General features: G+C 66.5%; 20 protein-coding genes and 2 pseudogenes. 6 read left to right on the plus strand and 16 right to left on the minus strand.

Translation table 11 applies throughout. The features are described from left to right. Window positions 1-59: 59 nt before the first annotated feature. From WMF17_RS28920 to WMF17_RS28930, 3 genes and pseudogenes are all read right to left on the minus strand, one after another. Window positions 60-286 (minus strand): annotated as a pseudogene (locus WMF17_RS28920) (dihydrofolate reductase family protein); the annotation flags it as partial. A 152-nt stretch (window positions 287-438) separates the two neighbouring features. Next, complete coding sequence (locus WMF17_RS28925; protein ID WP_437596399.1) at window positions 439-888, minus strand: hypothetical protein; 450 nt, start codon at window positions 886-888, stop codon at window positions 439-441. Window positions 889-1,018: 130 nt separating this feature from the next. Next, complete coding sequence (locus WMF17_RS28930; RefSeq protein ID WP_437596400.1) at window positions 1,019-1,198, minus strand: hypothetical protein; 180 nt, start codon at window positions 1,196-1,198, stop codon at window positions 1,019-1,021. A gap of 388 nt (window positions 1,199-1,586) precedes the next feature. Between WMF17_RS28930 and WMF17_RS28935 the strand changes: the two genes are divergently transcribed. After that, window positions 1,587-1,778: a hypothetical protein gene (locus WMF17_RS28935; RefSeq protein WP_437596401.1), complete on the plus strand. Its 192-nt coding sequence runs from the start codon at window positions 1,587-1,589 to the stop codon at window positions 1,776-1,778. Between the two features lie 472 nt (window positions 1,779-2,250). Further along, window positions 2,251-3,078 (plus strand): NAD-dependent epimerase/dehydratase family protein, encoded by an 828-nt coding sequence (locus WMF17_RS28940; protein WP_437644262.1) that lies wholly within the window; start codon window positions 2,251-2,253, stop codon window positions 3,076-3,078. A 319-nt stretch (window positions 3,079-3,397) separates the two neighbouring features. On the opposite strand, the gene WMF17_RS28945 is transcribed toward WMF17_RS28940, so the two are convergent. The 3 genes from WMF17_RS28945 to WMF17_RS28955 all read right to left on the minus strand — a co-directional run bounded on the left by WMF17_RS28945 (window position 3,398) and on the right by WMF17_RS28955 (window position 6,372). Further along, a complete protein-coding gene (locus WMF17_RS28945; RefSeq protein WP_437644263.1) occupies window positions 3,398-4,741 on the minus strand; it encodes a DUF1552 domain-containing protein in 1,344 nt (447 codons plus the stop codon). Window positions 4,742-5,263: 522 nt separating this feature from the next. After that, window positions 5,264-5,881, minus strand: a complete 618-nt coding sequence (locus tag WMF17_RS28950; protein WP_061626173.1) for a hypothetical protein — start codon at window positions 5,879-5,881, stop codon at window positions 5,264-5,266. Between the two features lie 104 nt (window positions 5,882-5,985). Next, window positions 5,986-6,372 (minus strand): hypothetical protein, encoded by a 387-nt coding sequence (locus tag WMF17_RS28955; protein WP_437644264.1) that lies wholly within the window; start codon window positions 6,370-6,372, stop codon window positions 5,986-5,988. Between the two features lie 350 nt (window positions 6,373-6,722). Between WMF17_RS28955 and WMF17_RS28960 the strand changes: the two genes are divergently transcribed. Together WMF17_RS28960 and WMF17_RS28965 are read left to right on the plus strand one after the other, a co-directional pair. Further along, window positions 6,723-6,974 (plus strand): hypothetical protein, encoded by a 252-nt coding sequence (locus WMF17_RS28960; protein ID WP_437644265.1) that lies wholly within the window; start codon window positions 6,723-6,725, stop codon window positions 6,972-6,974. Window positions 6,975-7,009: 35 nt separating this feature from the next. Beyond that, window positions 7,010-7,444 (plus strand): annotated as a pseudogene (locus WMF17_RS28965) (AAA family ATPase); the annotation flags it as partial. Window positions 7,445-9,566: 2,122 nt separating this feature from the next. Here the strand turns inward: WMF17_RS28965 and istB are convergent. Genes istB through WMF17_RS28980 form a run of 3 tightly spaced genes read right to left on the minus strand, consistent with a single transcriptional unit; the run spans window position 9,567 to window position 12,224 of the window. After that, the gene (istB, locus tag WMF17_RS28970; protein WP_437644266.1) at window positions 9,567-10,355 is read right to left on the minus strand and encodes an IS21-like element helper ATPase IstB; all 789 of its coding nucleotides are present in this window, start codon (window positions 10,353-10,355) and stop codon (window positions 9,567-9,569) included. Then, complete coding sequence (gene istA, locus WMF17_RS28975; RefSeq protein ID WP_437644267.1) at window positions 10,348-11,853, minus strand: IS21 family transposase; 1,506 nt, start codon at window positions 11,851-11,853, stop codon at window positions 10,348-10,350. Before istA ends, istB begins: the two co-directional genes overlap by 8 nt. Further along, complete coding sequence (locus tag WMF17_RS28980) at window positions 11,850-12,224, minus strand: hypothetical protein (RefSeq protein ID WP_437644268.1); 375 nt, start codon at window positions 12,222-12,224, stop codon at window positions 11,850-11,852. The genes istA and WMF17_RS28980 overlap by 4 nt, the downstream gene beginning before the upstream one ends. 876 nt (window positions 12,225-13,100) lie before the next feature. Between WMF17_RS28980 and WMF17_RS28985 the strand changes: the two genes are divergently transcribed. After that, a complete protein-coding gene (locus WMF17_RS28985; RefSeq protein ID WP_437644269.1) occupies window positions 13,101-14,264 on the plus strand; it encodes an integrase core domain-containing protein in 1,164 nt (387 codons plus the stop codon). 962 nt (window positions 14,265-15,226) lie between these two features. Here WMF17_RS28985 and WMF17_RS28990 read toward each other — a convergent pair. From WMF17_RS28990 to WMF17_RS29020, 7 genes are all read right to left on the minus strand, one after another. Then, window positions 15,227-15,361, minus strand: coding sequence for a hypothetical protein (locus tag WMF17_RS28990; RefSeq protein WP_437644270.1), 135 nt, complete (start codon window positions 15,359-15,361; stop codon window positions 15,227-15,229). Between the two features lie 32 nt (window positions 15,362-15,393). Next, a complete protein-coding gene (locus tag WMF17_RS28995; RefSeq protein ID WP_437644271.1) occupies window positions 15,394-16,314 on the minus strand; it encodes a restriction endonuclease in 921 nt (306 codons plus the stop codon). A gap of 616 nt (window positions 16,315-16,930) precedes the next feature. Next, complete coding sequence (locus WMF17_RS29000) at window positions 16,931-17,860, minus strand: hypothetical protein (protein ID WP_437644272.1); 930 nt, start codon at window positions 17,858-17,860, stop codon at window positions 16,931-16,933. A 653-nt stretch (window positions 17,861-18,513) separates the two neighbouring features. Further along, complete coding sequence (locus WMF17_RS29005) at window positions 18,514-19,227, minus strand: hypothetical protein (RefSeq protein ID WP_437644273.1); 714 nt, start codon at window positions 19,225-19,227, stop codon at window positions 18,514-18,516. Between the two features lie 130 nt (window positions 19,228-19,357). After that, complete coding sequence (locus tag WMF17_RS29010) at window positions 19,358-19,879, minus strand: hypothetical protein (protein ID WP_437644274.1); 522 nt, start codon at window positions 19,877-19,879, stop codon at window positions 19,358-19,360. A 122-nt stretch (window positions 19,880-20,001) separates the two neighbouring features. Next, window positions 20,002-20,541 (minus strand): hypothetical protein, encoded by a 540-nt coding sequence (locus WMF17_RS29015; protein ID WP_437644275.1) that lies wholly within the window; start codon window positions 20,539-20,541, stop codon window positions 20,002-20,004. After that, entirely contained in the window at window positions 20,538-21,404 is an 867-nt protein-coding gene (locus WMF17_RS29020; protein ID WP_437644276.1) for a TIR domain-containing protein, read from the minus strand. Before WMF17_RS29020 ends, WMF17_RS29015 begins: the two co-directional genes overlap by 4 nt. Window positions 21,405-21,817: 413 nt before the next feature. On the opposite strand from WMF17_RS29020, the gene WMF17_RS29025 reads away from it, so the two are divergent. Continuing rightward, window positions 21,818-22,768 (plus strand): integron integrase, encoded by a 951-nt coding sequence (locus WMF17_RS29025; RefSeq protein WP_437335414.1) that lies wholly within the window; start codon window positions 21,818-21,820, stop codon window positions 22,766-22,768. Window positions 22,769-23,114: the final 346 nt, after the last annotated feature.

Genomic DNA, 23,114 nt, shown 5'->3' on the forward strand with positions numbered 1-23,114 from the left:
CGAGCCCCAGCGAGGCGGACGCGGCGGCCGGGGCGCACCGGGCGGCGTGCTGGAGGACCCGCGATCGGACTGCTCGGCGCCTTTGGCCAGAAGCCCGACCAGATATCGTAGGTGCGACGGCCAAGCCGCAGATCGAAGCTCTCGTCATGCGCGGCGATGACTGCGTCCCGGCCAGCGGGGTCCGATAGGGCGCGGTCCAGTCGCCGTTGGGGAAGTCGCCGTCTTCGCCGGAGACCTGGATCATGCCGTCCAGCGAGATGTGTTCGATGATCGCGAGCTTTCTCAGTTGAGTCTTCGTGCTCTGGGGTGCCAACACCCAGGCATCGGCATCAAGCGATGTGTGCCGTCTGCCCAACGATCCTGCGAATCAACGGCGGCCGCAAGCCCGTCGGATCCATTCGCCAGTCAGGCTGCCTCTTGGCCTCCTGCATGGACGCGTCACGAGCGATGCTGCGCGGTCGGCAGCCATTCGAGTCGAAGCTTCGGATACTCATGCCCAGAGGGATCGCGCTCCAGCTGCGCGGCTTTGCTGAACTCGATATCTCGTGCACCATCAACGTATAGCAGCCGAAACGGGCAGCAGCTGCCGTCCACAAAGGCGACGCAGAAGGTCGTGAACGGATTCGTCAGCCCCGCGGGGCCAAGGATGAACGCCTCAAGCTCCGTACGATCGGCGAAGCCCCAGACAGAGGACTCTGGCACATGGCCCGCGTGATCGACCACGATAAAGCGATCGTTCAGCTCGATCTCCGGGGAAAACGGCGGCTGAAGAGCGCCAGCCGTCATTTCGATCCTGGAGAGCGTCTCCAAGAAGTCGCTGCCGTCGAACGCCCAGGGGTCAGCGACGGCGCATGCGGTCAGGGCGTCGGCCAGCTGAATCAGGTTCATAGAAGCGCGCGGGAGGCGGCTACGTAGGTCGGCCTGACGTCTTGGGCTTCTGCCGCGTGTGGGTGCGCTGCGCGCGCCCACACGCCGGTCAGCAGGCCCTTGTTGGGCGGAGCTATCGCCCATCGCCTCGTCACGAGGCGTTGCGAACGAGCGTCACCTCGCGCGGTGGCAGCCGTACGATCTTCCGCCCGCTCTTGGCCTCGCGCGCCTTGAGCGCCTCGGCGAGCTTATCAATATCATAGTCGTGCTCCTTGGCGATGGCGTCGCGGGGAGCACGGACCTCGTCGATGATGGAATCGGAATAGCGCATGATGTTACTCCTCCACGAGCTCCAGAGGCGTGCAGATAACCGGAGGCTCGAAGCCACCAGCTCGGCAGATCTCCGGGGTCGCCCGCCGAAGCTTCGTCGACCACGAGCTGCGAGATGTACAAATCGTAGGCGTCCCGCCGTGCCCACCACTCGCCGGTCACCTCTTGATGCGCCGCTCGCACCAGATCGCGGCTCGGCCTGGCAGTCAGGTAGCTGACGATGCTGGTTTCCACCTAGACGCTCGGTTTCATGCACGGGCCTCGGGGATGAAGCTCGTGGATCGTACAGGCCCGCGGCAGACCAGGCAACGCTCATTCGGCCACCCCGACCGACGAGCGAGCAGGCGGTCTGCATCGCCGCGAGGAGGCCGAATCGTTCATGGCGGCGGGTGCTCGCGCTGCACGGCGCCGTCTGCGTGCTCGCCGCGCCCGCCCTCGCCGCGCTCCCTGCTGTCGTGGCGCTGAACGCGGCGGTGTCGCTGGCGCTGCTGGCCATCGCCGTCCGCGCGTTTCCGCCGCCGCCGATCGTGACCATGCTGGTCGCGACGGCGTGCTTCGGCGCGGCGCTCGTGGTGCGCTGAGCGTGCGGGCGATGATAGCTCATAGCCCATCGCAGTCGCCACGAGCGGCCCGTCGGACGAACCGTTGCGGCATCGCTCGTTCAGGTTCCGGCGCACCGCGCTGCAATCGTGAGGCGGCGGCCCGAATGCGCGCTGGCTCGTCTCGGTACACGACGAGATATGGAAAGCGACGCACCCGCTGCCGCGCGCCGAACGCATGCGCTTCGAGCCCGCGTGGCGCCGCCGGCCCGAAGCGAAACATCAGCTCGATCTCGGGGCGCGGGATCGAGACGTGCGGCGCGTCGCCTGTGCGCTCGTTCGCGAACAGCGCCTCGACGGCCGGCGCAATCGACGCGCTGGGCGCGAGGCGATGGCGGCGGGGGCTCGCGTGCAGGACCGGAGGACGAACGTGCGCGCCGATCGCGCATGCCCGCGCGTGACATTGTCCGCTTCTTCCAATTCCCAACCCGCGCGCGTCGCTAGCATCGCGGTCATGAAGATCCTCGTCACCGGAGCGACCGGAAAGGTCGGAAGCCGTCTCGCAAAGCGCCTCGCCCGCCGGGGCGATCATGTCCGCGCCCTCGTGCGCGATCCGAACCGCGCCGCCGAGCTGCGCGAGCACCGGGTCGAGACCGTGAAGGGCGATCTCCTCGACGAAGCCTCGCTCGCGCCCGCGGTGCGCGGCATCGACGCGGTCGTCCATTGCGCCGCCTTCTTCCGCGGCGCCACCCCGGAACAAGCGCACACCGTCAACGACCTCGGCACGCAACGACTCGCGGCCGCCGCCCGCGCCGCGAACGTGAACCGCTTCGTCTTCACCAGCACCGGGTTGGTTTACGGACCGAGCGGCGGCCGCCTCGCCCACGAGGGCGACGAGTGCGCGCCGCCACCGGGCTACCCCGCGAGCAAGCTCGCCGCCGAACGCGCGCTCTTCGCCCTCGAGGGCCTCGATGTGCGCGTCCTCCGCCTCCCCTTCGTCTACGGCGACGGTGATCCGCACATCGAGGAAGCGATCCCGATGATGCGCGGCTGGCCGCCGTCGCAGCGCATGGCCCTGAGTCATCACGCCGACGTCGCGCAGGCTGTCGCGCGCGTGCTCGACACCGCATCGCCTTCGCACCGCATCTACAACGTGGTCGACGACGAAGCCCCCGACCTCGCCACCGTCTTCGCGTCGGTCGGCGCCCCACCGCCCGACGGCTCGGCCGGCGAAGCGGCCCGAGCCTTCGACGTCCTCCTCGACGGCCGCCGCATCCGCGAAGATCTCGGCTTCAAGCCCGAGTTCCCGCGCCTCCAGGATGCGATCGCGGCGGGCGCGTGATGTTCTCCGGTCGTCCAGGTAGGCGGACGCGCATGCCTCAACACGCGCGCCATCGACCACAGTCGGTCAACGAGCGCCACGAGACGCGGGGCACCGCTGGATACGGCGCTCCACATCGCCGGTGAAGTCGGGTAAGTCCGCGCCACAGTCGCGAGGCGGCGGCCCGCAGGCTGGGGCGTGAAGGCGACCCGCGGGCGCGTAGCGACGACGAGCACGTGGAGATCCACCCGATCGTCGATCTCGACGGTCGAGGATGGCTCGCGCCCGCCGCTCGCGCCGGCGGCGAAGCTCGCCTTCAGCCAGGCATCGCGGGAAATGCCTACATGAGGTTCGTGAGCGGCCCGGTGCAGTACTCCGGCGCGCCGAACCTGGTCCGGGTGTCGCCGAACAGGTTCAGGATCGAGACGAGCAGGTTGTTGTGCGGGAGGTTCGGGTACCGGACCCAGCGCCCGGTGCGCAGGCCCCCGCCGCCGCCGGCCAGCAGGAACGGCATGTTCGTCTTCGCGTGGGTCGGCGGATGCGAGATCTCGGAGCCGAAGAAGACGACGCTCTCGTCGAGCAGCGAGCGCCCGCCCATGTCGACCTTCTCCATCTCCTGCAAGAGATAGAGGTGCTGCTCCGAGTACCAGGTGTAGATGAGCTCGCACTCGGCCGGCCTGAAGCCGCCCATTTCCTGGTAGAAATGGTGGTGCTCGGTCAGGTTCAGCCACGGCAACGTGTACTTCGCCTCGGTGTCGCTCCACTGCAGGGTGCCGACCGCGGTGATGTCGCAGGCGAGCGCCATCACCAGCATATCCATCATGAGCTTGCCGACCTTGGGGATCGCCGCGTCGGTCGAGGTGTCCTTGATCGAGCCGGTGTCGTCCGAGCCGAGCCCCGCGCTCGGGTTGTAGTCGGACGTGTCGACCCTCGTCGGGACCCGACAAGCGCTCGTCGCAGCCGGCGTGCTGCTGAGGCTCTGCTCGATCTCGCGGATCTTCGTCAGGTGCTGGTCGATCTTCTGCTTGTCGGCCGCGCCGAGGCGCGCGGAGAGGGCGGCGTAGCGCCGGTCGAGGAAGTCGAGGATCGATTGCTTCCGCGCGAGGCGGCGGGCGGCGTCGTCGCTGGCGCCGGGGTCCAGCGTGCCGAAGAGATCGGTGAAGATCTCCACCGGATCGAGGCGCGGCGGGATGGGGTTGTACGGCGCGGTGTCCTCGAAATTGGCGACGTTCATCGGCGACATCAGGCCGTGGGACTTGCCCGTCGCCCAGCGCACCGCGAGCTGGAGGCTCGCCTTCGCCGTCCGACCGGCGGAGATCCGGGAGGCGATCACCTGATCGATGGACGGCCCCCCCGCGTAGCCGTTCGATTGAGCTATCTGAGCCGTGCCCGTGAGCCAGGCGATGATCCCGGCCTGGTGCTGCTCACCGCGCGCGCTCTTCATGTCGAGGCCGTCGACGACGAGCAACCGGTCCTGCACCTGCGCGAGCGGCGCCAGGATGGGACCCAGGGTGAAGCTCGTCTCGGTGCCGGTCGGACGCCAGCGATCGATCAAGGTCCCGCCGGGCGTGTAGACGGCGACGAAGCGCCGGGCGGGGGCGGGTTGCGCGCGCGCCAGGCGCTCGGTTCCCATGATCTCCAGCCACGGGAGCGCGACGGCGATGGCGCCGGCTCCTCGCAGCATGGCACGTCGGCTCAAGCGGAATTTCGACATACCCCTCTCTCCTGTCGTCGGGATGGCCGAGCGAGGCCCCCGAGACGACGCGCCTGCTTTGCTGTCACGCCTCGTCCGCTCCGGACGCACGGAGGCTTCCTCATCGAACCACAGGCATTCTTTATGAGGAGTTCGAGGTCATCGCGAAGGCCACGAACGGAGCTTCCGGCAGCGCAGAGAACTCCAGCATCGTTCTGGCGAATCAACGGTTTCACCAATGGCAGTAGCAGATCGCCATCGGACCGGCTCACCACGAGAGCAGATATTGCCGGAGCGAAGTTTTTCCGTCGCAGCGTGAACCTGCTGCTCACCGCGACGTGGCATGCCACAGCATCTCGGTCGCGGCCCGCGCGTTCGGCCGCCGCCGTGCTCTTCCCCGGCGGACACCCCTCGCCCCCATCACGCCGCCGCGCCGGCCCGCCCGCCGCGGTGCCTGAGCTCCGGCGTCCAGGAAGAGCACCGGGGCATCATCCCCAGCAGCCTGCTCGCGGTTCAAGACGAGGGGCGCAGCGTGGGATCGTCGCCCGAGAGCTGGGGAAGCATCGCGACGAACGCCCAGTCTTGCCCGCCCGAGTCATCGAACGTCAGGTGAACGCGGTCGCCGTCGCGCTCGAACGTGATGGTGAACGGCGCACGATCGAGCAAGGCGTCGTCCGTCGTCGTGAACGGCTCCTCGTAGTCCTCCTCGACGAGGAACTCGGCCGACGCCGCCGCGCGAGCCTCGGGATCGTCCACGCGCACCACCAGCCGCGGCGCGTCGGTGGAATGCACCGCGCCGAGCCCGCGCAGCAGCACCTCACGCAGCCACGCGCCGCCGAGATCGAAGCCGCCGCCCCAGAAGAACACCAGGCGATCGACGCTGAGCACGTTCGCCTCGTCGTTGAACAGGCCCTTGAGCAGGAACCGCGACGTTGCGTCGCCTGGCCACGGCACGCCGTGCCGCCGCCCGAACTCGACCAGCGGCGCGGGCACGGCGCCCTCGCTCCACGGCGCGTCGGCGGTCTTCTCGTAGATGGCATAGTCGGCGACGAGCCGCCGCAGCTCCGCCGCGGCCTGCTCCGCCGCAGCGACCGTCGAGAACTCCGCTGCCTGCATCACGACCTGACTCATGCATGCAGCGTATACGATTCCGCGGGGCGACTGCGAGGAAATCGCCTGTTCACGGGACGCCGCGCTCCAGGCGGCGGGGAGGAGCGGTGAGCGGAGACGAACGGTCAGTTGATGTCGAAGAACTGCTGGCAGCAGCCCTGCGTGAGGTGACACACCTCCCTGGGCGCGCCGTCGCACGTCCCGACCTCGACTCCCTCGACGAGACACGAGCACATCGTCGTACCGTCCTCGGATGGCCCGCACTTGACCTCGTGCTTCTTGCTGAGGCACGTGGACGAACACGCGCACTCGTTGCCCTCCAGGCCGTGCGGGTAGTCGCACTCCAGCCCGATGCACCCGTGAGCGTCCAGGCACGCGTAGTACGCGTCCTTCTCGTCCTGGCAGTCGGCGGGCAACCCCTGCTTACAGGTGGAGGCTTCAGGCAGCCAGCACGAATAGTACGCGACGAGCTCGTCCTCGCACGCGGGGCAGGACAGCGGGACGACTATCAAGCTACAGTCCTGGACGCAGTTCGTATCCGGCGGATCGCAGCCGTACAGCTTGTGCGCCTCACAGATAGCCAAGCACGTGCGCGGCCCCGACGCCCTCCTGTGCGGCCCCCGGCGCCCTCCTGCGCGGCCTCGGCGCCCTCCTGTGCACCGCCGTTGGTGTCCTATGCAACAGTCGCCGCCGTCCTACGCGGCCCCGTGCCCCTCCTGGGCGCGTCCATTGGTGTCCCTTGTTACAACCGTCCGGCTCCTGCGCAGCCTCGGTTGTCTCCCGCGCAGCCCCGGTGGTCTCCTGCGCAGCCCCGTCGCCGTCTCGGGTGACGGTGATGGGGGACAACATCCGAAGAGACGTGATGAAAGAGCAGAAAAAGGTGCGCGTTCAGGACCGCATGACCCCCGAGCAGACCGACGCCGAGGTGAACCGGCGCATCAAGAAGAAGTTCCAGGACGAAGGCCTCTCGATCGAGACGTACGACAGCGCGAAGATGCGGAAGCGGGTCGACCCGTGCGAGAAATGCGGAGCGATGTTCGAGAGGCTCGGCATTCAGGAGCACGTCATCGGGGTGAAGGGCAAGAAGGGCCAATACGGCGTTTACAGGGCCTAGAACAGCGGAGGCGAACGCCCCACGCCGAGGTGCGCATGCAGCAAAAGGAAAAGGAAAGAGCTCCCGCGCCCATCTCGTGGACCGAGGGGGAAGAGCGCGCCCGTGAAGCGCTCGAGCGATGGCGCGCTGCTCCGGGCCCCGCGTGCGTGCTGCACGGCCCTCCGGGAGCCGGCAAGACGGCGCTGTGTACCCGGCTCGTTGACGAGGCGGTCGAGCGCACGCGGGGTTGTGTCGCCGCGGTGCAGGTAGGACGGGCGAGCGCCTTCGTCTTCGAGCAGGAGATCCTCGCGTCGCTCCTGGAGCAGCTCGGCGAGGACGTGCTGCACCCTCCGCGGGACGTCCTGAAGCTGCGCTCCGAGCTCCGGAACAGGCTGGCCAATGGCCAGGACGAGGACGAGCCCGAGGTGCTCCTCGTGCTCGATGGTCTCGACGACTGCGTCGACTGGCCTCGCGGCGCTCGGGGTTCGACGCTCCGGGAGCTAGGACTGCGCGTCCGATGTCTGGTCTCCATCTCGGGCGGAGAGGGCGAAGCGCACGCCTGGAGGGAGCGCCTCGGATGGGAGGACGCGGATGCGCTCCTCGTCGAGGTTGCACCACCTTCCCCCGCCGCGGCGGAGAGCCGAGGCATTCCGAGCTGGGCGGCGGCAGGGGGAGACGGCGGACCGGAGGCGCTCGCCGCGGAGGTCGAGCGTGAGCTCCGGCGCCTCGACGGAGGAGAGGTCGCGCTGGAGGTGCTCTCCCTGCTGGCGCGCGCGCTCTCGCCGCTCGATGCAGAGGATGTCGCGGAGCTCCTGGAGATTGACGACTTTACCGCGCGCGGTCTCCTGCACGTGGTCCTACCGTCCCTCGATTGGATCCTGCGCTGGGATGGGCCGGCGCGCGCGCTGAGGTTCCAGCATGAGGCGCTGCGGGTCGCGTGGGCGCAGCGGAGCGCCGGTCGCGACGAGGCGATCGAGGCGCGTTACCGGGACGCGATCGCGCGATGTACCGCGGAGACCTCCCGCCGCCGGCCGGCCTACTTCCGCCGTCATGCGAGCGCGCACCTCGCGCTCGGCGGCGCTCCCGTCGCCTCGATGCTCGCCTTTGCCGAGCCGGGCTGGGTAGCGGCTGCCTCTGCCGAGGCGCTCGCCGATGCCCTCCTCGATCTCCGCCGCCTGCGCGATCGTATCGGAGAGGAGGTGGAGCGCTGCGGCTCCATGCCTCCCTCCCTCGCCGCAGCGCTCGTCCGCTGTGCGGCGGCGCAGGGCGCGGCGGCGACGCTGGGAGACGCGGAGCCCTGGGCGACCCCGGACGCAGACCTCGTGACTCCATGGCTTGAGGCGGACGCGGCGCGCGCGCTGTCGTTAGTCGCCCTCTCTGCGGAGGTCTCGCCGTCCGCCCGAGCCGGGGTCCTCGAGCGAGCGTTCGAGATCGCCGAGAACACGGGCGCGGGGTGGTCAAGCCCCTCGGCGCTGGTCGCCGTGGCGGAGGCGGCGGAGGGCGAGAGGCGCATCCGGGTTGCGCGCTTCGCGCTCGCAGCGGCGCGCCGGTCGGATGAGGGGGATGCGGTCTGGGGGCTCGTCGCGGCGGCGGGCCTGCTCCCCGAAGAGGAAGCCCGGGAGGTCGCGGCAGAGGCCATCGCGCGCGCGGGAGGGGCGCCGCCCGCGCTCGTGCCTGGGCCGAGGGTGAGCGAAGCTTCCGCCGTCGCGCTGGAGCGGGCTTCGCGTTCCCTGCCTACGCCCCAGCGGATCCGCGTCCTCGCCCGGTTGCTCTCCGCGCTGCCGGCAGAGGCGAGAGTTCGTGCTGTCCAGGAGATCGAACGACTCTGGGCGCCCTGGTGCTTCGAGACCAGGGAGGAAGCCGAGGCCGTGACGCCTTACCTGTCCGAGCCTCTCCTGGAGAGGGCGCTCGAGGAGGTTCCGGTCTGGCCGGTGCATGCTCTCGGTGCACGCCTGGTCTCGGTCGGGCGAGAGGACGAGGCGCGCGCGCTCGTGCTGCGGTGGGCGGGGAGCAGCGCAGGCTACCGGGCGGACGCGTTGCTTCGCCTTGGTGAGGCGCTCCCTCCGGGCCGGCGGCCGGTGGAGGAGGTGCGGGCACTCTTCGAGGAGCTCGCCCCGGAGGAGCGGTGCAATTGGGTCAAGGAGCACCCTTCCGCTTCGGTCGCGCTCCTGGGGGACGAAGCGGCTTTACGAATCGCGGAGGGCTGCGTCGAGCCCTCCGGGAGCTATGCGCGGACTGGCGCGCTGGCGCGGCTTGCAGGGGCGCTCGCTGAATCGATGCGCGCCGAGGCGGCACGGCGTGCGGTGCTTGCCTTCGAGGCAGGAGGCCACGACGCTGACGCGCTCGGCGATCTCTGCGGGGCCGCCCCCTGGATAAGCCCCGCCGATGCGGCGCGGCTGCTTTCGGCGAGCCTGCTGGACGCCTCGGGGACTCCGTCGCTGGCCGGTGTCTTCCAGGGATGGGCGAGCGTGGCGCAGCTCGCCGGCCTCTTCCGTCGAGCCGGAGGGGAGGAGACCGTGCTTGCGGCCGCAGATGTTGCTGGACCGTTCAAACCGCGGAAATCTGAACAGCCCGGCCGACCCCTGAGCGGGTGGCCGGGCTGCCGGGCAACGCCTACTTCTTCTTGTTCTTCGGCACCCCGTCGTCTCGCGGAGACGGTGCTCGCCGGCCGGCGTGCTCCTTGGCTTCGCGCAACCGGTAGCTCTCCCCCTCGATCGCGATCACGTCGGCATGATGGATCACCCGGTCGATGAGCGCGGTGGCGCACGTCGCGTTCGGGAAGACCGTCGGCCAGTCGCTAAACGCGAGATTGGTGGTGAGCACAAGGCTCTTCTTCTCGTACCGCCGGCTCACCACCTGAAAGAGCAGGTCGGCGTTGCGGTTGTCGAAGGCGAGGTAGCCGACCTCGTCGAGCACGAGCAGGCTGATCTTCGCGTAGTGCTTCAAGCGACGGTCGAGGGCACGTGAGGACTCCTGTGAGCCCAGATCGAGCAGGAGCTGCGCGGCGGTGACGAAGAGGACCGAGTGGCCCATCAGGACGGCCTGGTGCGCGAGATTCTGGGCGATCATCGTCTTTCCCAGGCCTTGCGGGGCGGCGAGCACGATGTTGCGCGCGGCGGCGAGATAGCCCCCGCCGAGCGAGTGCTCGACGAGCTCGCGGTCGATCTTCGTCGGCCAGGCCCAGTCGTAGTCGATCATCGGCTTGAAGCGGCCGAGATGGCTGTCCGAGAAGCGCCGCTCCAGGCTGCGCCTCACGCGGTCCTTCTCGTCGAGATCGACGACCCGTTCGAGCAGCTGCACCGGGCTCCAGCGCTCTTTCGTTGCCAGGGCGATGAGATCGTCGAGCCCCGCGCCGGTGGCGCGGAGCCCGAGGTCGTCAAGACGTTCTGCGAGATCACTCATGACGCTCCTCCGGGTCGCTGGCGCCGAGCGCGTCGTAGCGGCCGAGCGCGTGCGGCGTGATCCGCAGTCCGTGGATTCGCGGATCGTCGGACATGACGTGTTCGAGCGGCGGCGGGGCCCCGGCGGCGCGCGTCGCCTGATCGAGCACGTGCGCGACCGACTGGGCCGAGAGCGCGCCGCGCCCGAACGCATCGGCGATCGCCCCATCGAGGGGCGCCGCGCCGAATCGATCGAGCAGCCGCAGCAGCCGAGACGTGGTGCCACCGAGGTGCCCGCCCCGCAGCGCAATGGCGTCGAGAAACGCCTCGGCATGGGCGCAGGCGGTGCGCAGACGGTCGCGCCCGCGCAGCTCGTGCGCGTGGCGCTTGTGGTCGGCGAGCGTCTGGAGGTGCGTCGGGTCCTCCACGGTTTGAAGCCGATCGTAGGAGCGGCGGTGATGGGCGACGACGGTCTTGCCGTCGACAATCCGGACACTCTCCTCCGAGGCGATCAGCGTGAGCGGCTTGCGCACGAGAGCGTGCGGGATCGAGTAGTCGTTGAGGTCGAAGCGGAGGTACGGCGTCTTGCCCGAAGCCGCCGGTCGCACCAGATCGCTCTCGAAGGCATGTTGCGGCAGCGGCAGCAGGCGCGGCCGCTCCTCGGTGAGCGCCTCGGCGACCAGGCGTCCGTCGGGATCGCCGGGGACGCGGCGTGTGTGGGCGACGGCCGCGATCCAGGCGGCAAGCTGCGTGTTGAGGTCGGCCACCGAGGAGAACGAGCGAGCGTCGAAGAAAGAGTAGCGCAGGTAGCGAATGGCCCTCTCGACCTTGCCCTTCTCGTTTCCCCGGTACGGCGCGCAGGGCTTGGTGGCAAAGTGGTAGTGGCCCGCGAGCTCGAGCAGACGAGGATGAAAGCGAATGATGTCTCCCTGCCGCTCGAGCACGGCCGTCTTGAGGTTGTCGTAGAGCAGCGCCCGTGGCACGCCGCCGAGCGCCTCGAAGGCGCGCATGTGGCAGCGGACGAAGCTCTCCAGCGTCTGGTCGAGGGTGAAGTAGGCGTAGACGGCGCGCGACCACCCGAGTACCATCACGAAGCACGACAGCGCTCGCTTGGCCCTGCCAACGAGGAGGGTCCCAAAGCATCCCCAGTCCACCTGGGCCTGCTCCCCCGGCAGGGTGCGCAGGCGAAAGAACGCCTCGTGGTGCGAAGAGGGTCGGATGGCGCGCACGTACCGGCGCAGCTGCACCACCGAGCCTGCGTAGCCACGGGACGTGATCATGTCGTAGAGCCGGGTGGAGAGCAGCTTCGGGTGGTCCTTGAGCGTGAGCTGGATAAAGCTCTTGTAGGGATCGAGGACCGAAACGTGCGCTCGGTACTGGGTGTTGACGAAGCGCGTCGCATCGATGGCGAGGCGCACGGTGTCGTGGTGGACGCCCAGCTCGGCGGCGATCGTCCCCACCTTCCAGTGCTCGGCGAAGTAGAGCCTTCGCATGCGGGAGCGCAGCTCTTCCGAGATCATCGCGACACCTCTCCGATCAGCAGTCGCTCGAGATCATGAAAGCGGCCCATCCCCGCGATCCCCGGCCGTCTTCGCCTTCGCCCGGCGACGGGGACCCAGGCGACGGTGAACAGCGGATCGATTCCGTGGTCGGTCAACCGATCTCGACAGAGACTCGAGTCGCACGAAGTCCGCTCGTCGTCCGCAGCGAGCGCAGCGTGGACGTGCATCCCCTGCCAGAGCGCGATCGCCTCCAGGAGCGTCGCGAGCGCGCGCGGGTGCGAGGGGTCGCGGCGCAGCCTCGCCTTCAGGAGCGTCTCGCCCGCGCCGTGCATCGCCAGCACCCGCGTCGCGGTCGGGCCCGGGGCGATTCCCATCCAGATCGAACTCATGGCTCTTCTCCTCGCCGGCGCTCGCGCCCCTCGACACGAGGAGCGAATCGGCCGGCGAGGGGAGAGTCGCGGGTGGGGCAACTTCTCGGGTAGCAGCGTCCGTTACAATCGTCGCGCGCTCCTTCCGGAGCTGTCGGACCCGGAGCAACGTCATGTGCTTGCCCTCCGGACTCCTCCAGTAGCGCTGCGCGCTCTCATGCCGCGCCAGCCGACGCCGGAGGTCCTTGCACACGGCCCCGCAGTACCAGTCGCCGCGGTCGCACCGCGGACAGAGGTAAAAGAGCCGAGCGCAGGCCGGATTTGCGCACTGAACCTGGCGAACGGAGTCCATCCCGCACCGAGCGGAAAGTTGGCCGAGCCGGGTGGACCGTGCGACACCACAAGGCGTCGACCGCGTCCATCCGCGAACGACCGAGGGCTCGGAGCGGCGAACTCCGGGCCCTCATTCTTTCTGCGGGCCCGAGCATGCGCCTCCTCCGCGACCTGGGCCAAGCCGGCGGTTGCGCCTGCCCTGGGCGCCGCGAGCGCCCGGAGGCGGTGACCTTCCCGCTTCCTCCGCCGATCAGCTCGTCGCCACCACCACGCCCGAAACGATCGCGGTGACCCTGGGGGGTGACGAACGACTCACCCAGCGCTCGGGCTGTCCGGAATTCCGCGGTTTGCAGCGAGCGCCAACACGCAGAGGAGGTGGCGCTCGCCGGAAGGTGGTTGCACCGCGTGGGGTGACCGCGTGCGCACACGCTTCGATACCCCCTGGGCCGTCGGTACGGACCGGTGGCCTGGGTAACAGTTCAGACCGGAAGCCTGGGTTGCACCCGGACGGACCGGGAGCTTAGGTGACACATGTCGTAGAGGACCGGCGACGGAGGATCGCTGGTGCCCTGGAAAGAGACATGTTCAGTGGACGAGAGGCTTCAGTTCATCGCGCAGGTCAACGAGTCGGACGAGACGTTCGCGGAGCTGTGCCGGCGGTTCGGCATCAGCCGGAAGACGGGGTACAAGTGGGTAGAGCGCTACGAGCAAGCCGGACCTCGAGGTCTGGAGGAGCGGCGGCCCGTGGCGCATACGTTCCCGCACGCGACGCCAGCGGCGCTCGTCGACGCGCTGGTCGAGCTGCGGAAGGAGCGCCCCACCTGGGGGCCGAAGAAGCTGCGCGCCCGGCTGGAGAGCATGGGCCTCGAGGGGCTGCCGGCGACGAGCACCATCGGCGAGCTACTCAAGAAGCACGGGTTGATCCGGCCCCGTCGCCGCCGTGTGGTGACGCCGACGTCAGCGATGCCGTCGACGCTGGCTCCAGCGGAGCAGCCTAATGACACATGGTGCGCCGATTTCAAGGGACACTTCGCGCTTGGCGACAAGACACGGTGCCACCCGCTGACGTTGACGGACCAGGCGTCGCGCTACCTGCTCAAGTGCGAGGGCGTGGCGAAGCCGGACGAGGCTTCGGTGCGGCCGCACTTCGAGCGCGCGTTCCACGAGTTCGGGCTGCCAAACCGAATCCGCTCGGACAACGGCCCGCCGTTCGCCACGCTGGGCATCGGCGGGCTGTCGGCGCTGTCGGTGAGCTGGATCAAGCTCGGCGTGGTTCCCGAGCGCATCGAGCCCGGCAAGCCCCAGCAGAACGGCCGTCACGAGCGCATGCACAAGACGCTGAAGGCGGAGGCGACCTCGCCGCCACAGGCCACGCTCGCGGCGCAGCAGCGCGTCTTCGACCGCTTCCGGCACGAGTACAACGACCAGCGGCCTCACGAGGCGCTCGGCCAGAGGACGCCGGCATCGCGCTACACGCCGTCGCGGCGGACGATGCCAAGCAAGCCCTCGTCGCCGGAGTATCCGGACACGATGGCCGTTCGACGCATCGACCACATGGGAAAGGTGAAGCTCGGGGGCGCGCACGCGTTCGTCTCCAAGCTGATCGCCAACGAGCCGGTGGGGCTGCTTCCGATCGCGGACGACGTCTGGGAGCTGTACTACGGTCCTGTTCTGCTCGCGCAGGTCAACCTCAAGAACAAGGAGCTGCAGCTCATCAAGGCGCGTTGACCTGCGCGAGCTCACGCCGGACCGTGAGGGCAGGCTCCTGTGCACCGAGACCGAGGGGAGCGGTTGGTGTATAGATTCTGGCGGTCCGAGAGAGCGCGGCGAGCGTGTCGCGTCGACAAGGATCCGGCCCCTGCTTCCAGTCCTCCCGGAGCATGGGGCCGTGGCTCAAGGAAGTGTCACCGCGGCTCCCGGTCTGAAGTGTTACCAGGGCTCCGCTCGTACAGTCCTGCGCAGCCCATTGGCCCTCCTGGATAAGCCCCAGCGCCGTCCTGTGCGGCCCCGGTGGGCCTCCTGCGCAGCCCCGGTGGGCCTCCTGCGCAGCCCCCGGCGCTCTCCTGTGCGGTCCCGGCACCCTCCTGCGCGGCCTCGGCGCCCTCCTGTGCACCGCCGTTGGTGTCCTATGCAACAGTCGCCGCCGTCCTACGCGGCCCCGTGCCCCTCCTGGGCGCCTCCATTGGTGTCCCTTGTTACAACCGTCCGGCTCCTGCGCAGCCCCGGTGGTCTCCCGCGCAGCCCCGGTGGTCTCCCGCGCAGCCCCGTCGCCGTCTCGGGTGCCCTTTGTGGTTGCTGCGCAACCCTTTCTCCCTTCCGGCTCGCCGTCTTCCGTTCCGTCGTCCTGCTACCCGAGCATCGGCCTCGTCGCGCTGCACGCCGGGGTGACCGTGCGCGACAGCGAGATCGAGACGTCCGACGGTGGCCAGGGCGGCGACGGCGGCGAGCCCCAGCGAGGCGGACGGCGGGCTCTCGAGCGTCGGCGGCAAGCGGGCTGACGGATTGCCCGGCGGCGCGGAGGACGGACGCGACGGCGGCCCGGCGCGGTCGGCCGGTGAGACCATTCGGTGCCGTATTGAAATGTCCAGGGCCGTGCTCCAGGTCCAAACGGCAGCATGTGGAGCGCCCCCGCCAGGGACCGGCGGCAAAGAAACGAGGGCTGTCATGAGGTGCCGTGCACAGGTGCTGTTTCAGGTGGCCGCGTGGGCGTGGGTCGTCACCGGGATCGGGCACCTCGCGATCAGCGCGCTGCTGCTCGGTCGCCCCGCGACGCCCGCCGCGGAGACCGCGGTCCTCGGCGCGATGCGGGCGCACTGGATGACCATGTTAGCCGGCGCCAATCGGACGGCTCGGTTAGCTAAGAATATGGCTTAAAGAACGCTTCTCCAGTCTCATGCGCACGGCGAATCTTCCGCGCGAGAAGGTCACGAAGATCTACCTGCCCTTCAAACACCGGCATAAGCTCCGTTCCCTCCATCAGGATCATCGAACGGGCGCCACCGCCGCCAGCTTTCTCCACCGCCGCGGGTGAGTAACCGGACATGGATACGAACAACCCAAGTGTCGTCTTGAGCTTGTCCTCGACCTTCTGACGAAACACGCCGATCGGCGCGGTCTCGATGGGCTTTGTCTCCCACTTCGCTTCGACGAGGATGTGTTGTCCCTCGTGAATGATCGAGCCGTCGATCTCCTCCCCGTCTGGGCGAAACGAGCCTCGTGGAGAAAGGTCGAACAGTTCAAAGAGGTCTTTGAGAAGCACTTCGAATTGCTTGCCGCGACCCTGGTGGTCGCTCGCCGCAAACAGTGCCATGAAGCGACCGCGGAGCCCTCGGAGCATCGATGCACGATGCTGAATCAGCGAAGCATCCAGGCGGCTCTTTTCGAGGCCGTCCTGCCGTTCTCGTTTCCTCCGTTCGGCAGCGAACTCGCCGCTGACGAGGTCCTTCAACTCTGACAGAGCGCGACGTGCGCTCGCTACGCGCTGTTCACCGTCTTCGAGCTTTCTAAGCCTTGGAAAGTCAAGGTCCTCCGCCAGTAGGCCTTGAATGATGAGTCGCATCAACTCGGTCCCCGTGGCAGGATGAGCCGCGAGCCCGTCCACGAGCATTCTCGCGCTGACCCGGCGAGGTGGCCCGTTCCGCGTAAACTGACAGGCTTGCACAGTGTCTCCCGGGACACCGCAGCGCACTAAGAATGAACCGAGATCCTCCTTGTAGTGGAACGAGGTGGCAAGAGCTTCAACCACCGCATCCGCAACCTGAGCAGAGTACCGCTTCATGCGAACATGGAGAGTACCACGAGCCGGCCTCGGACGCGACCAACGTCGCCGGTCGAGCGATAAGTGCCCGGAAATCCTTGCTTTTTGGCCCAGTCAACGGCCTGCGGGTGAGCCGGAACCCCGCCGAGGAGGACGCCGTGGCGCGCCACGACCTCGCGTCTTGTTCAGCTGGCTGCGGAGCAGTCGCAGTCCGCGGTCAAGCACCACGCACGTTCCCCGTCAATGTGCCGCGAATCTCGTCGAACAGGCCCCTCGTTCGAGGACCGGCGCTGAACATCGTTCGTCCATATGGCGTCTGTTCCCACCTTCGTCCGGTCATGTCGTTGTCAGCGGATTTGGTGGCCTCGAATAGGTCCGGCTAACGCCCTTTGCATCAGCTGCGGCGGCTTGCCCGCGAGGCCGCAGGCGGCGCGGGTCCAGCCCGGCGAAGCCGGGGTGGACCGCCGTCAGCTGCATGCAATTGTCCGGCGGCGGTCTTGCGCGCGGGCGGCGAAGTCGGCTGGTCGGCCGATACTATCTATCGGCCAGCGGACACTCTCAGTCATCCTGAGCTGCTGTTCAAGCAACGGCCGCGAGCCGCGATCGCCCACGAGCGAGGTTGACCGACCAACAGACGCTATGGAATCGGACCTGTAGGTGGCGCCGCGCTGCGAATCATGCCGATCGTCTCCGAGAGGATGCGCCTCCGATGTTCGAGATCGAGCAACTGCCCGGTCAGCAGGAGTAAGGACTCCCGGACCGGGATCGCGATCACATGGACAACCATCTCGTACGCTTCGTCGGAGTTGTTGGGTCGGGCCAGCTCGTAGCGCATTCGCCCGCCTGGAAGTGGCATCACGATGCGCGCCGTGAGCATGTGTGATGCACCGTTCGGGTGAACAAAATCGCAAAGCATCCCGTAAAAGAACGCCGTCCCGCCCTTCACGGTCTGCGGCAGCTTGTCGATGAGCGTGAGTACGTTCGTCGCCTTGCTGCCCCCGTCGACACTGCCGGAGTGATCGTAGAACCGATCGAGATCCCCAGCGATTCCTGCGGCCCAGTTGAACCGTGTGCTCTGCGCGAACCTCAGCGCAATGCCGTAGCCCTCCACCAACCCGCGCACGACGTCCCGGAAGGCTGACGAACCGAGTAAATCCAACGACTGGGCCACGTCGCGATAGAACGAGTTCAACACCGCCGCGTGCTCCATCAGCGAGCGCGCCGCTGTTACGACTCGCAGTGGGCGCGCATCGTTAAGTCCGGAAATCACATCGTCCACCAATTCCGACGTCTTGAAGACCGTCGCATAGACCGCGAATCCTAACCAGCCGTGCAGATTCTGTGCGACCAGAAGCAGAGCCTCATTTTTCGACACACGGTTTGCTTCGAGCGTGGCCAGTCGCAGATCTGGGTCGGCATCGAACGCGAATTCGCGGGGCAGTTCGTCGAGGGTCCCGGCGACCAGGTCGATCGCGGCGAGGAGACCCGCGTCGCCGGGATAACGGTGCTCGACGCGGTCGATAATTTCTCGAATCTTGGGCTCAAGCTGATGTTCTGCGCGTTGCACCTGATTAGCGTATCAACGCGGACATCCCGGGGCAACGACTTCCGTTCCCCATCGCGACGTGCAGCCGTCGTCGTCCTGCACCTTCGAGCGGTCGCCCAGACGACCGGGAACTGAGCGGCAAGCAACGACCGGGGAGACCGCCACCATCGACCGAAGGGCTTCGAGCTCCGTCCGCCGAACGGCTCGCGGCCCGCCCGCAGCAGCGCGGAGTTGGGCCGCACGCGTGGCAATCATCGCGGAACAACACAGCGAAACCCTACGTCAGTGGCCACCACCACAGGTACAACATCCAGGTCGATACCGCTGTGAAGCGTGATTCGGGGATGCGGCTCCCACGAAATCGCTCTGGTGGCCGTTCCTGTTCACGAACACGTAGCACTTGCGCGGACTCGTTGCGATCCACAGGCCTCCATCGAACGGCTTACCTTCAACGTCGGCAGAGGGTTCATCCTTGCCGTGCGATACGATGAAGTCACCCCTGCTTCCCAGGTTCGTAAGTGCCTTTTCCCAGGCATCGGCCAACTGTTGCGCCTTTGCCCTGCTCTGGGAATCGTTCACGGCCGGAGAGACATGTACGGTAGCCATTGCACCTCTTATACTTCCGAATCGCTAGGATCCAAGAGACTCGCCGCGCTCGGGAAGAACTAGGCTATTCAGGTGCTCTCCTTATCTTGTTCGCCTGCATTCAGCAGAAGCGGCTTGGAGATGCGTTCCTGTCTCAGTCGACCCCGATCGAGCCATAGAAGAATCGTATCCGCGTGGGCCTTCTTCGCAGATGGCAGGATTACAGCGCCCAGTTCGTCGTGGGGCCGAAGGAGGGCGGGGCCATACCAGTCAACCAGCCCCATGAGCGTCTGAGCCAGCTTGGAGCACCGCGTACTCGCATCTTCACCGTCTGCTCCTCCCACACGGGCGAAGAACAGTCGCGTGGCGCTCGGTACGATGAGGAGCTTGTAGAAATCCCAGGAGTACCCATCCTTACTCGTCAGCGAGTCTCCGACGCCATGAGCCGCATACGTCTCGCTCTCTCCGGTGAGCTGAATAGGGCTCGATGCGTTCCAGTTGTGAACAGAAAAATCAACGAGCACTTGCTCCGGCTGATGCAGGCGCGAAGATCCGTTGGTCCACAGTGCCTTGAGAATCTTGTCGTTATCTTCCTTCTTATCTCCTGCACTGCAGGCGGCCGTCAGCTCATTTCCAGCGCATCGGTCGTGGGCCGCGTGGATGAAGAACGCTAGAGCCCAGGCCGACGCATAAGCTTGCTCGGAACCCGTGGTCATGGGCCACCAGTCTGATCCGAACTTAAGTTCGGCGATGGTGCTCGCTCTTGCGGCCGTCAGCCACGTCTCGAGTTCTACCTTGTTCATTCGTAGTTCTCCGGGTTCGTAGGTTACGCGTTCTGTGGGTCAGAAGAAAGCCCCGTCGGCATGACTCTACGGACCGATGTCGGATAACGTGGTTACGATGTGCAAGGTACTCCGCGGCCCAACACCTGAGTTAAGCCGCGCCGCGAAGCGGCGTCGGCTTGGACGAACTGTTAGAGGGCGCCGACCGTGCTCTAGCAACCCCGGCCTCAAACAGCCCTGGATCTAGTACGAATGTCTCCCGCATGCCGTCGGCCGTCATTGACGTGCCGAGAAGCTCGCGATGGATCAGTGACTCGATTGCCGGCCCGCGCAACTCTAAAGCGTTGACTTGGGACCACGTGAGAACTGCCCCGCCTGCCTCGACGAAGGCTTGCACAACGGCCTGCTCATGCTCGCTCAGGCGGCTGTAGTTCTCTGCTGCATCTTCTCGGTTCATCCGGCGCTTCTCGGCCCGTTGTCGGCGCTCATGAATGCGAGCGGACGCTAGGCGAACGACTGGGAACACGATTACTGCCGAGAAAGCAGCAATAACCCAATCACGCTGCACTAAGTAGATGACCAAGCCGACTATGCCGGCAACCGAAGTGGCGATGCTACGAGCAAAGTCGGTTTCTGAGTAGAGCCTCTCTACCAGCTTGTCGAGATTGTTCATGCGCCCTCTAACGTGGGTAATCAGCTGCAACCGCCGGGAGCAAGCGCAGCGGCCGAAGGACGCTGCGTGCCGCGACGGCGGTTGTCAGCTGCATTGCCGTGTTAGCTTGCTCTCTTCTCATGCTACTCGTGTTGAAGGTAAAATCGTTCGACCAAATCCATGATCAAGTCTGAGGGATCATCACCTCGCTCTTTGATGGCGAGCATTTCCAAGAAGTGGTCTCTGGTAAGAAAGAGAATAACTTTCCGCTCCTCGCTAAAAATGGTGTTACGCTTAATGTGTGCTGCGCGATCCGGAATCTTGTTGCAGCACATGATAGCGAGACGTCCCATCGGCGCGGTCAAATAGTTGCGCGTCTGATTTGTCTCTTCCTTGCCGATCTCCTCGGAGTCATAGTTCTTGAACTCGAACAAGATCATGCGTGCCGCGAGTTCGGTGTATAGCTGGCCCCAAGTGTTCGACGAGCCAATATTCCTATTGGGAAACACCGCGTCACGCCGATCAATGCCAGAGTAGGAGCGTGGCTGAATATGGGGCTCATGCAGTGGAGGCACAAAGAGAAATCGGAGAGCTTCGATGCAGATGTTCTCGAATTCCCTCCAGCCGGGGCGACCCGGAGGACAGTGCTTTATGCGCTGGCGAAGGATACTCGCCGGCGTCATCGCAGTTGGCTCCCGCGGAAGTGGCGGCGCATCAGGTCGGGGTGCTGAACGAGGATGGTGACCAATTCGGCGCCATCGACGACCCGTATGGCGTGACCAGTCTTCTCCGCGTGCTCGGCAAGAAATTCGCGCGCGACCGAGGTCAGCCGGCTGTTCGTCACCACGAGACCGTGGTTGATGCCGGGCAGGCTTGAGAGGGCGCCAAGGAGCTGCATCAACACCTGCACGCCGACGCGCTGCTGCTTGTAGAGCTTTGTCTGGACTAGCCACTTTTCGGTCTTCTCAGCGCCGAATGGATCCTTGGTACGGTAGGATGCGACCAAGTCGAAGCCGATATCGCGGCCGACGACGACCGCTACCTCTACGAAGCCGATTGTGGTGAGAAGATCGGTGATCAATGCCTCGAATGCCGGCGCATCAAGAAGAGTGAAGTCGACGTCGGGAATTGCATGAAATTGAGTTGCAAAACGACGAACGCGAGCTTCTAGATCGTCGCGCAGGTCAAGGTACAATCTATTGTAAAGAGCCGTCGGGACTTCGCAGTCCTCAATCAGCGCTGGAATCACAGTGATCGCACGATCCCGTAACTCGCCAGCCAGAGTCGCAGCCAGTTCTGCCTGAATCCATCGCGACTCGAGAGCGTGGTGCGAGAGGAGAACAACGATGACATCCGCCGACGCGAGGGCCTCGTCAACCCGACTGGCGATCGAATCACCAGGGCCGAGCTCCCATTCGTCAAGCCAGACGTGTCCACCGCTGGCCTGAAAAGCTTCTGCCACACGACGGGCGATGGCTTTGTCCTCATCCGCATAGCTCAGGAAAACCCGAGGAGGCCTCGCGGTCTCGGAGGTGGAAGAAATCATGTTCTCATCCGTCTTTTTACCAAGCTAACATCGCAATCATCTGTGCCGCGCGACATATCTTCGCATTTTTGCATGTAGGCTGCGAACCGCGGTGCCCGATCACCGTGTTCTCGCGGATGAGTCGCGGCACCCCGCAGCATATCTAGATATCCCCGCGGATAGGTCGCGATCTTCCGCAGGCTATCTGCGCATCTCCGGAGATAGGCCGCCGCTACACAACTACGTATCGCCGTTGATGGGCTTCGGACGGCGACGGTGTGACGAGAAGCAAGATGCGTGCCTGTGATTGATTGCCTCGGGCGACTGATGTGCGGCCCAAATATCCGCTGGCCGCCGCAACTCGCGCCCGCCCTGCGCCGATAAGGGTCACTGCGGGTCCGACGAACCGGCCCCAACCAATCGGAACCACCCCCATGACCCTCATCGAAGCCGTGCGCGCCACCATCCGGCGCCTGCATTACTCGCCGCGTACCGAAGAGGCGTATGTCCATTGGATCCGGGCATTTATTCGCTTTCATCACGGCAAGCACCCACGGCAGATGGGCGCGGAAGAGGTCACGGCCTTCCTCAACGATGTTGCGGTCGCGCGCCGCAGCGCGGCGTCCACGCAGAACCAAGCGCTGTGCGCGCTCCTCTTCCTTTACAAGCGGGTCCTCGACCTGCAGATACCCCGGCTCGAAGCGCTCGAGCGTGCCCGCCGGCCGGAGCACCTCCCCACGGTCCTCTCGCGAAAGGACGCTCTCACCTTGCTCGAGCACCTGATTCCACCTTTTCGACTCATCGGCGAGCTCCTCTACGGAAGCGGCCTCCGCCTCCTCGAAGCGCTTTCGATTCGCGTCAAAGACGTCGACCTTGATCGACGGCAAATCATGGTGCGCCGCGGGAAAGGACAGCACGACCGGCCGGCCTTGCTCCCCGCTCGGGCGCGCGACGAGCTGCAGGCCCAGCTCGACGCCGTGGCGCAACGGCACAAGAAGGAACTCGCGGCTGGCCGCGGCGAGGTCGACCTGCCCCACGCTCTGCGAGCGAAGATGCCAGGAGCAGCCACGAGCCTCCCCTGGCAGTACCTCTTCCCCGCCTCTCGCCCTTGCACCGATCCAGCGACGGGTCGACAGGTCCTCTACCACCTGCACGAATCGGCGGTGCAAAGGGCCGTGAACAATGCCGGACGGGCGTCGGGGCTCACCAAGCGCGCGACATGCCATACCCTCCGCCACAGCTTCGCGACCCACCTGCTCGAGGCGGGCACCGACATCCGGACGATCCAGACATTGCTCGGCCACAAGGATGTGCGGACCACGATGATCTACACCCACATCGTCGACCGCGGCCCTCTCGGCGTAATCAGTCCTCTCGACCGCTGACCGCCGCTTCCGCGTGGAGCGCCTTGAACTCCGCCCCCACCCCCTCGTGCCGCCCCCATGCATCGTGGAAAGGTAGCCTAGCCGACGGCTGGTCCACCTTGTCAAGGAGGCCAGCGCAGGACCGAGCGGGCTCTCCAACGGACGAAGGCGCGAGCGGTTCCTCGATGCCCTACCCCTCCGAAGCGAAGAAGTGGCCCTGCAATGGCCCGGCCAGTCATCGGCTGGGGCCCTCAAGCTGCTACGGCCTGTAGAGTTCGCCGCGGCGCGGTGCAGCGTCTGCGCAAAGCATGCGCCAGTTCTGCGTCACGGTGAGGAGCACCGGCGATAGCCGTAGGCGGTCGACTGC

It is taken from the genome of Sorangium sp. So ce362 (assembly GCF_051519845.1).
In the GTDB taxonomy this organism is placed as follows: domain Bacteria; phylum Myxococcota_A; class Polyangia; order Polyangiales; family Polyangiaceae; genus Sorangium.

What these genes read in the sequence shown, in the direction of transcription:
- WMF17_RS28930 (WP_437596400.1), bottom strand. Translation starts at nt 1,198, where the DNA reads ATGCGCTATTCCGATTCCATCATCGACGAGGTCCGTGCTCCCCGCGAC.
- WMF17_RS28925 (WP_437596399.1), bottom strand. Translation starts at nt 888, where the DNA reads ATGAACCTGATTCAGCTGGCCGACGCCCTGACCGCATGCGCCGTCGCT.
- WMF17_RS28980 (WP_437644268.1), bottom strand. Translation starts at nt 12,224, where the DNA reads ATGAGTTCGATCTGGATGGGAATCGCCCCGGGCCCGACCGCGACGCGG.
- WMF17_RS28995 (WP_437644271.1), bottom strand. Translation starts at nt 16,314, where the DNA reads ATGAAGCGGTACTCTGCTCAGGTTGCGGATGCGGTGGTTGAAGCTCTT.
- WMF17_RS28990 (WP_437644270.1), bottom strand. Translation starts at nt 15,361, where the DNA reads ATGGTCATCCAGTGCGCCCGCATCGCGCCGAGGACCGCGGTCTCCGCG.
- WMF17_RS29015 (WP_437644275.1), bottom strand. Translation starts at nt 20,541, where the DNA reads ATGACGCCGGCGAGTATCCTTCGCCAGCGCATAAAGCACTGTCCTCCG.
- WMF17_RS29010 (WP_437644274.1), bottom strand. Translation starts at nt 19,879, where the DNA reads ATGAACAATCTCGACAAGCTGGTAGAGAGGCTCTACTCAGAAACCGAC.
- istA (WP_437644267.1), bottom strand. Translation starts at nt 11,853, where the DNA reads ATGATCTCGGAAGAGCTGCGCTCCCGCATGCGAAGGCTCTACTTCGCC.
- WMF17_RS29025 (WP_437335414.1), top strand. Translation starts at nt 21,818, where the DNA reads ATGACCCTCATCGAAGCCGTGCGCGCCACCATCCGGCGCCTGCATTAC.
- WMF17_RS29020 (WP_437644276.1), bottom strand. Translation starts at nt 21,404, where the DNA reads ATGATTTCTTCCACCTCCGAGACCGCGAGGCCTCCTCGGGTTTTCCTG.
- WMF17_RS28950 (WP_061626173.1), bottom strand. Translation starts at nt 5,881, where the DNA reads ATGAGTCAGGTCGTGATGCAGGCAGCGGAGTTCTCGACGGTCGCTGCG.
- WMF17_RS29005 (WP_437644273.1), bottom strand. Translation starts at nt 19,227, where the DNA reads ATGAACAAGGTAGAACTCGAGACGTGGCTGACGGCCGCAAGAGCGAGC.
- WMF17_RS28960 (WP_437644265.1), top strand. Translation starts at nt 6,723, where the DNA reads ATGAAAGAGCAGAAAAAGGTGCGCGTTCAGGACCGCATGACCCCCGAG.
- istB (WP_437644266.1), bottom strand. Translation starts at nt 10,355, where the DNA reads ATGAGTGATCTCGCAGAACGTCTTGACGACCTCGGGCTCCGCGCCACC.
- WMF17_RS28945 (WP_437644263.1), bottom strand. Translation starts at nt 4,741, where the DNA reads ATGCTGCGAGGAGCCGGCGCCATCGCCGTCGCGCTCCCGTGGCTGGAG.
- WMF17_RS28940 (WP_437644262.1), top strand. Translation starts at nt 2,251, where the DNA reads ATGAAGATCCTCGTCACCGGAGCGACCGGAAAGGTCGGAAGCCGTCTC.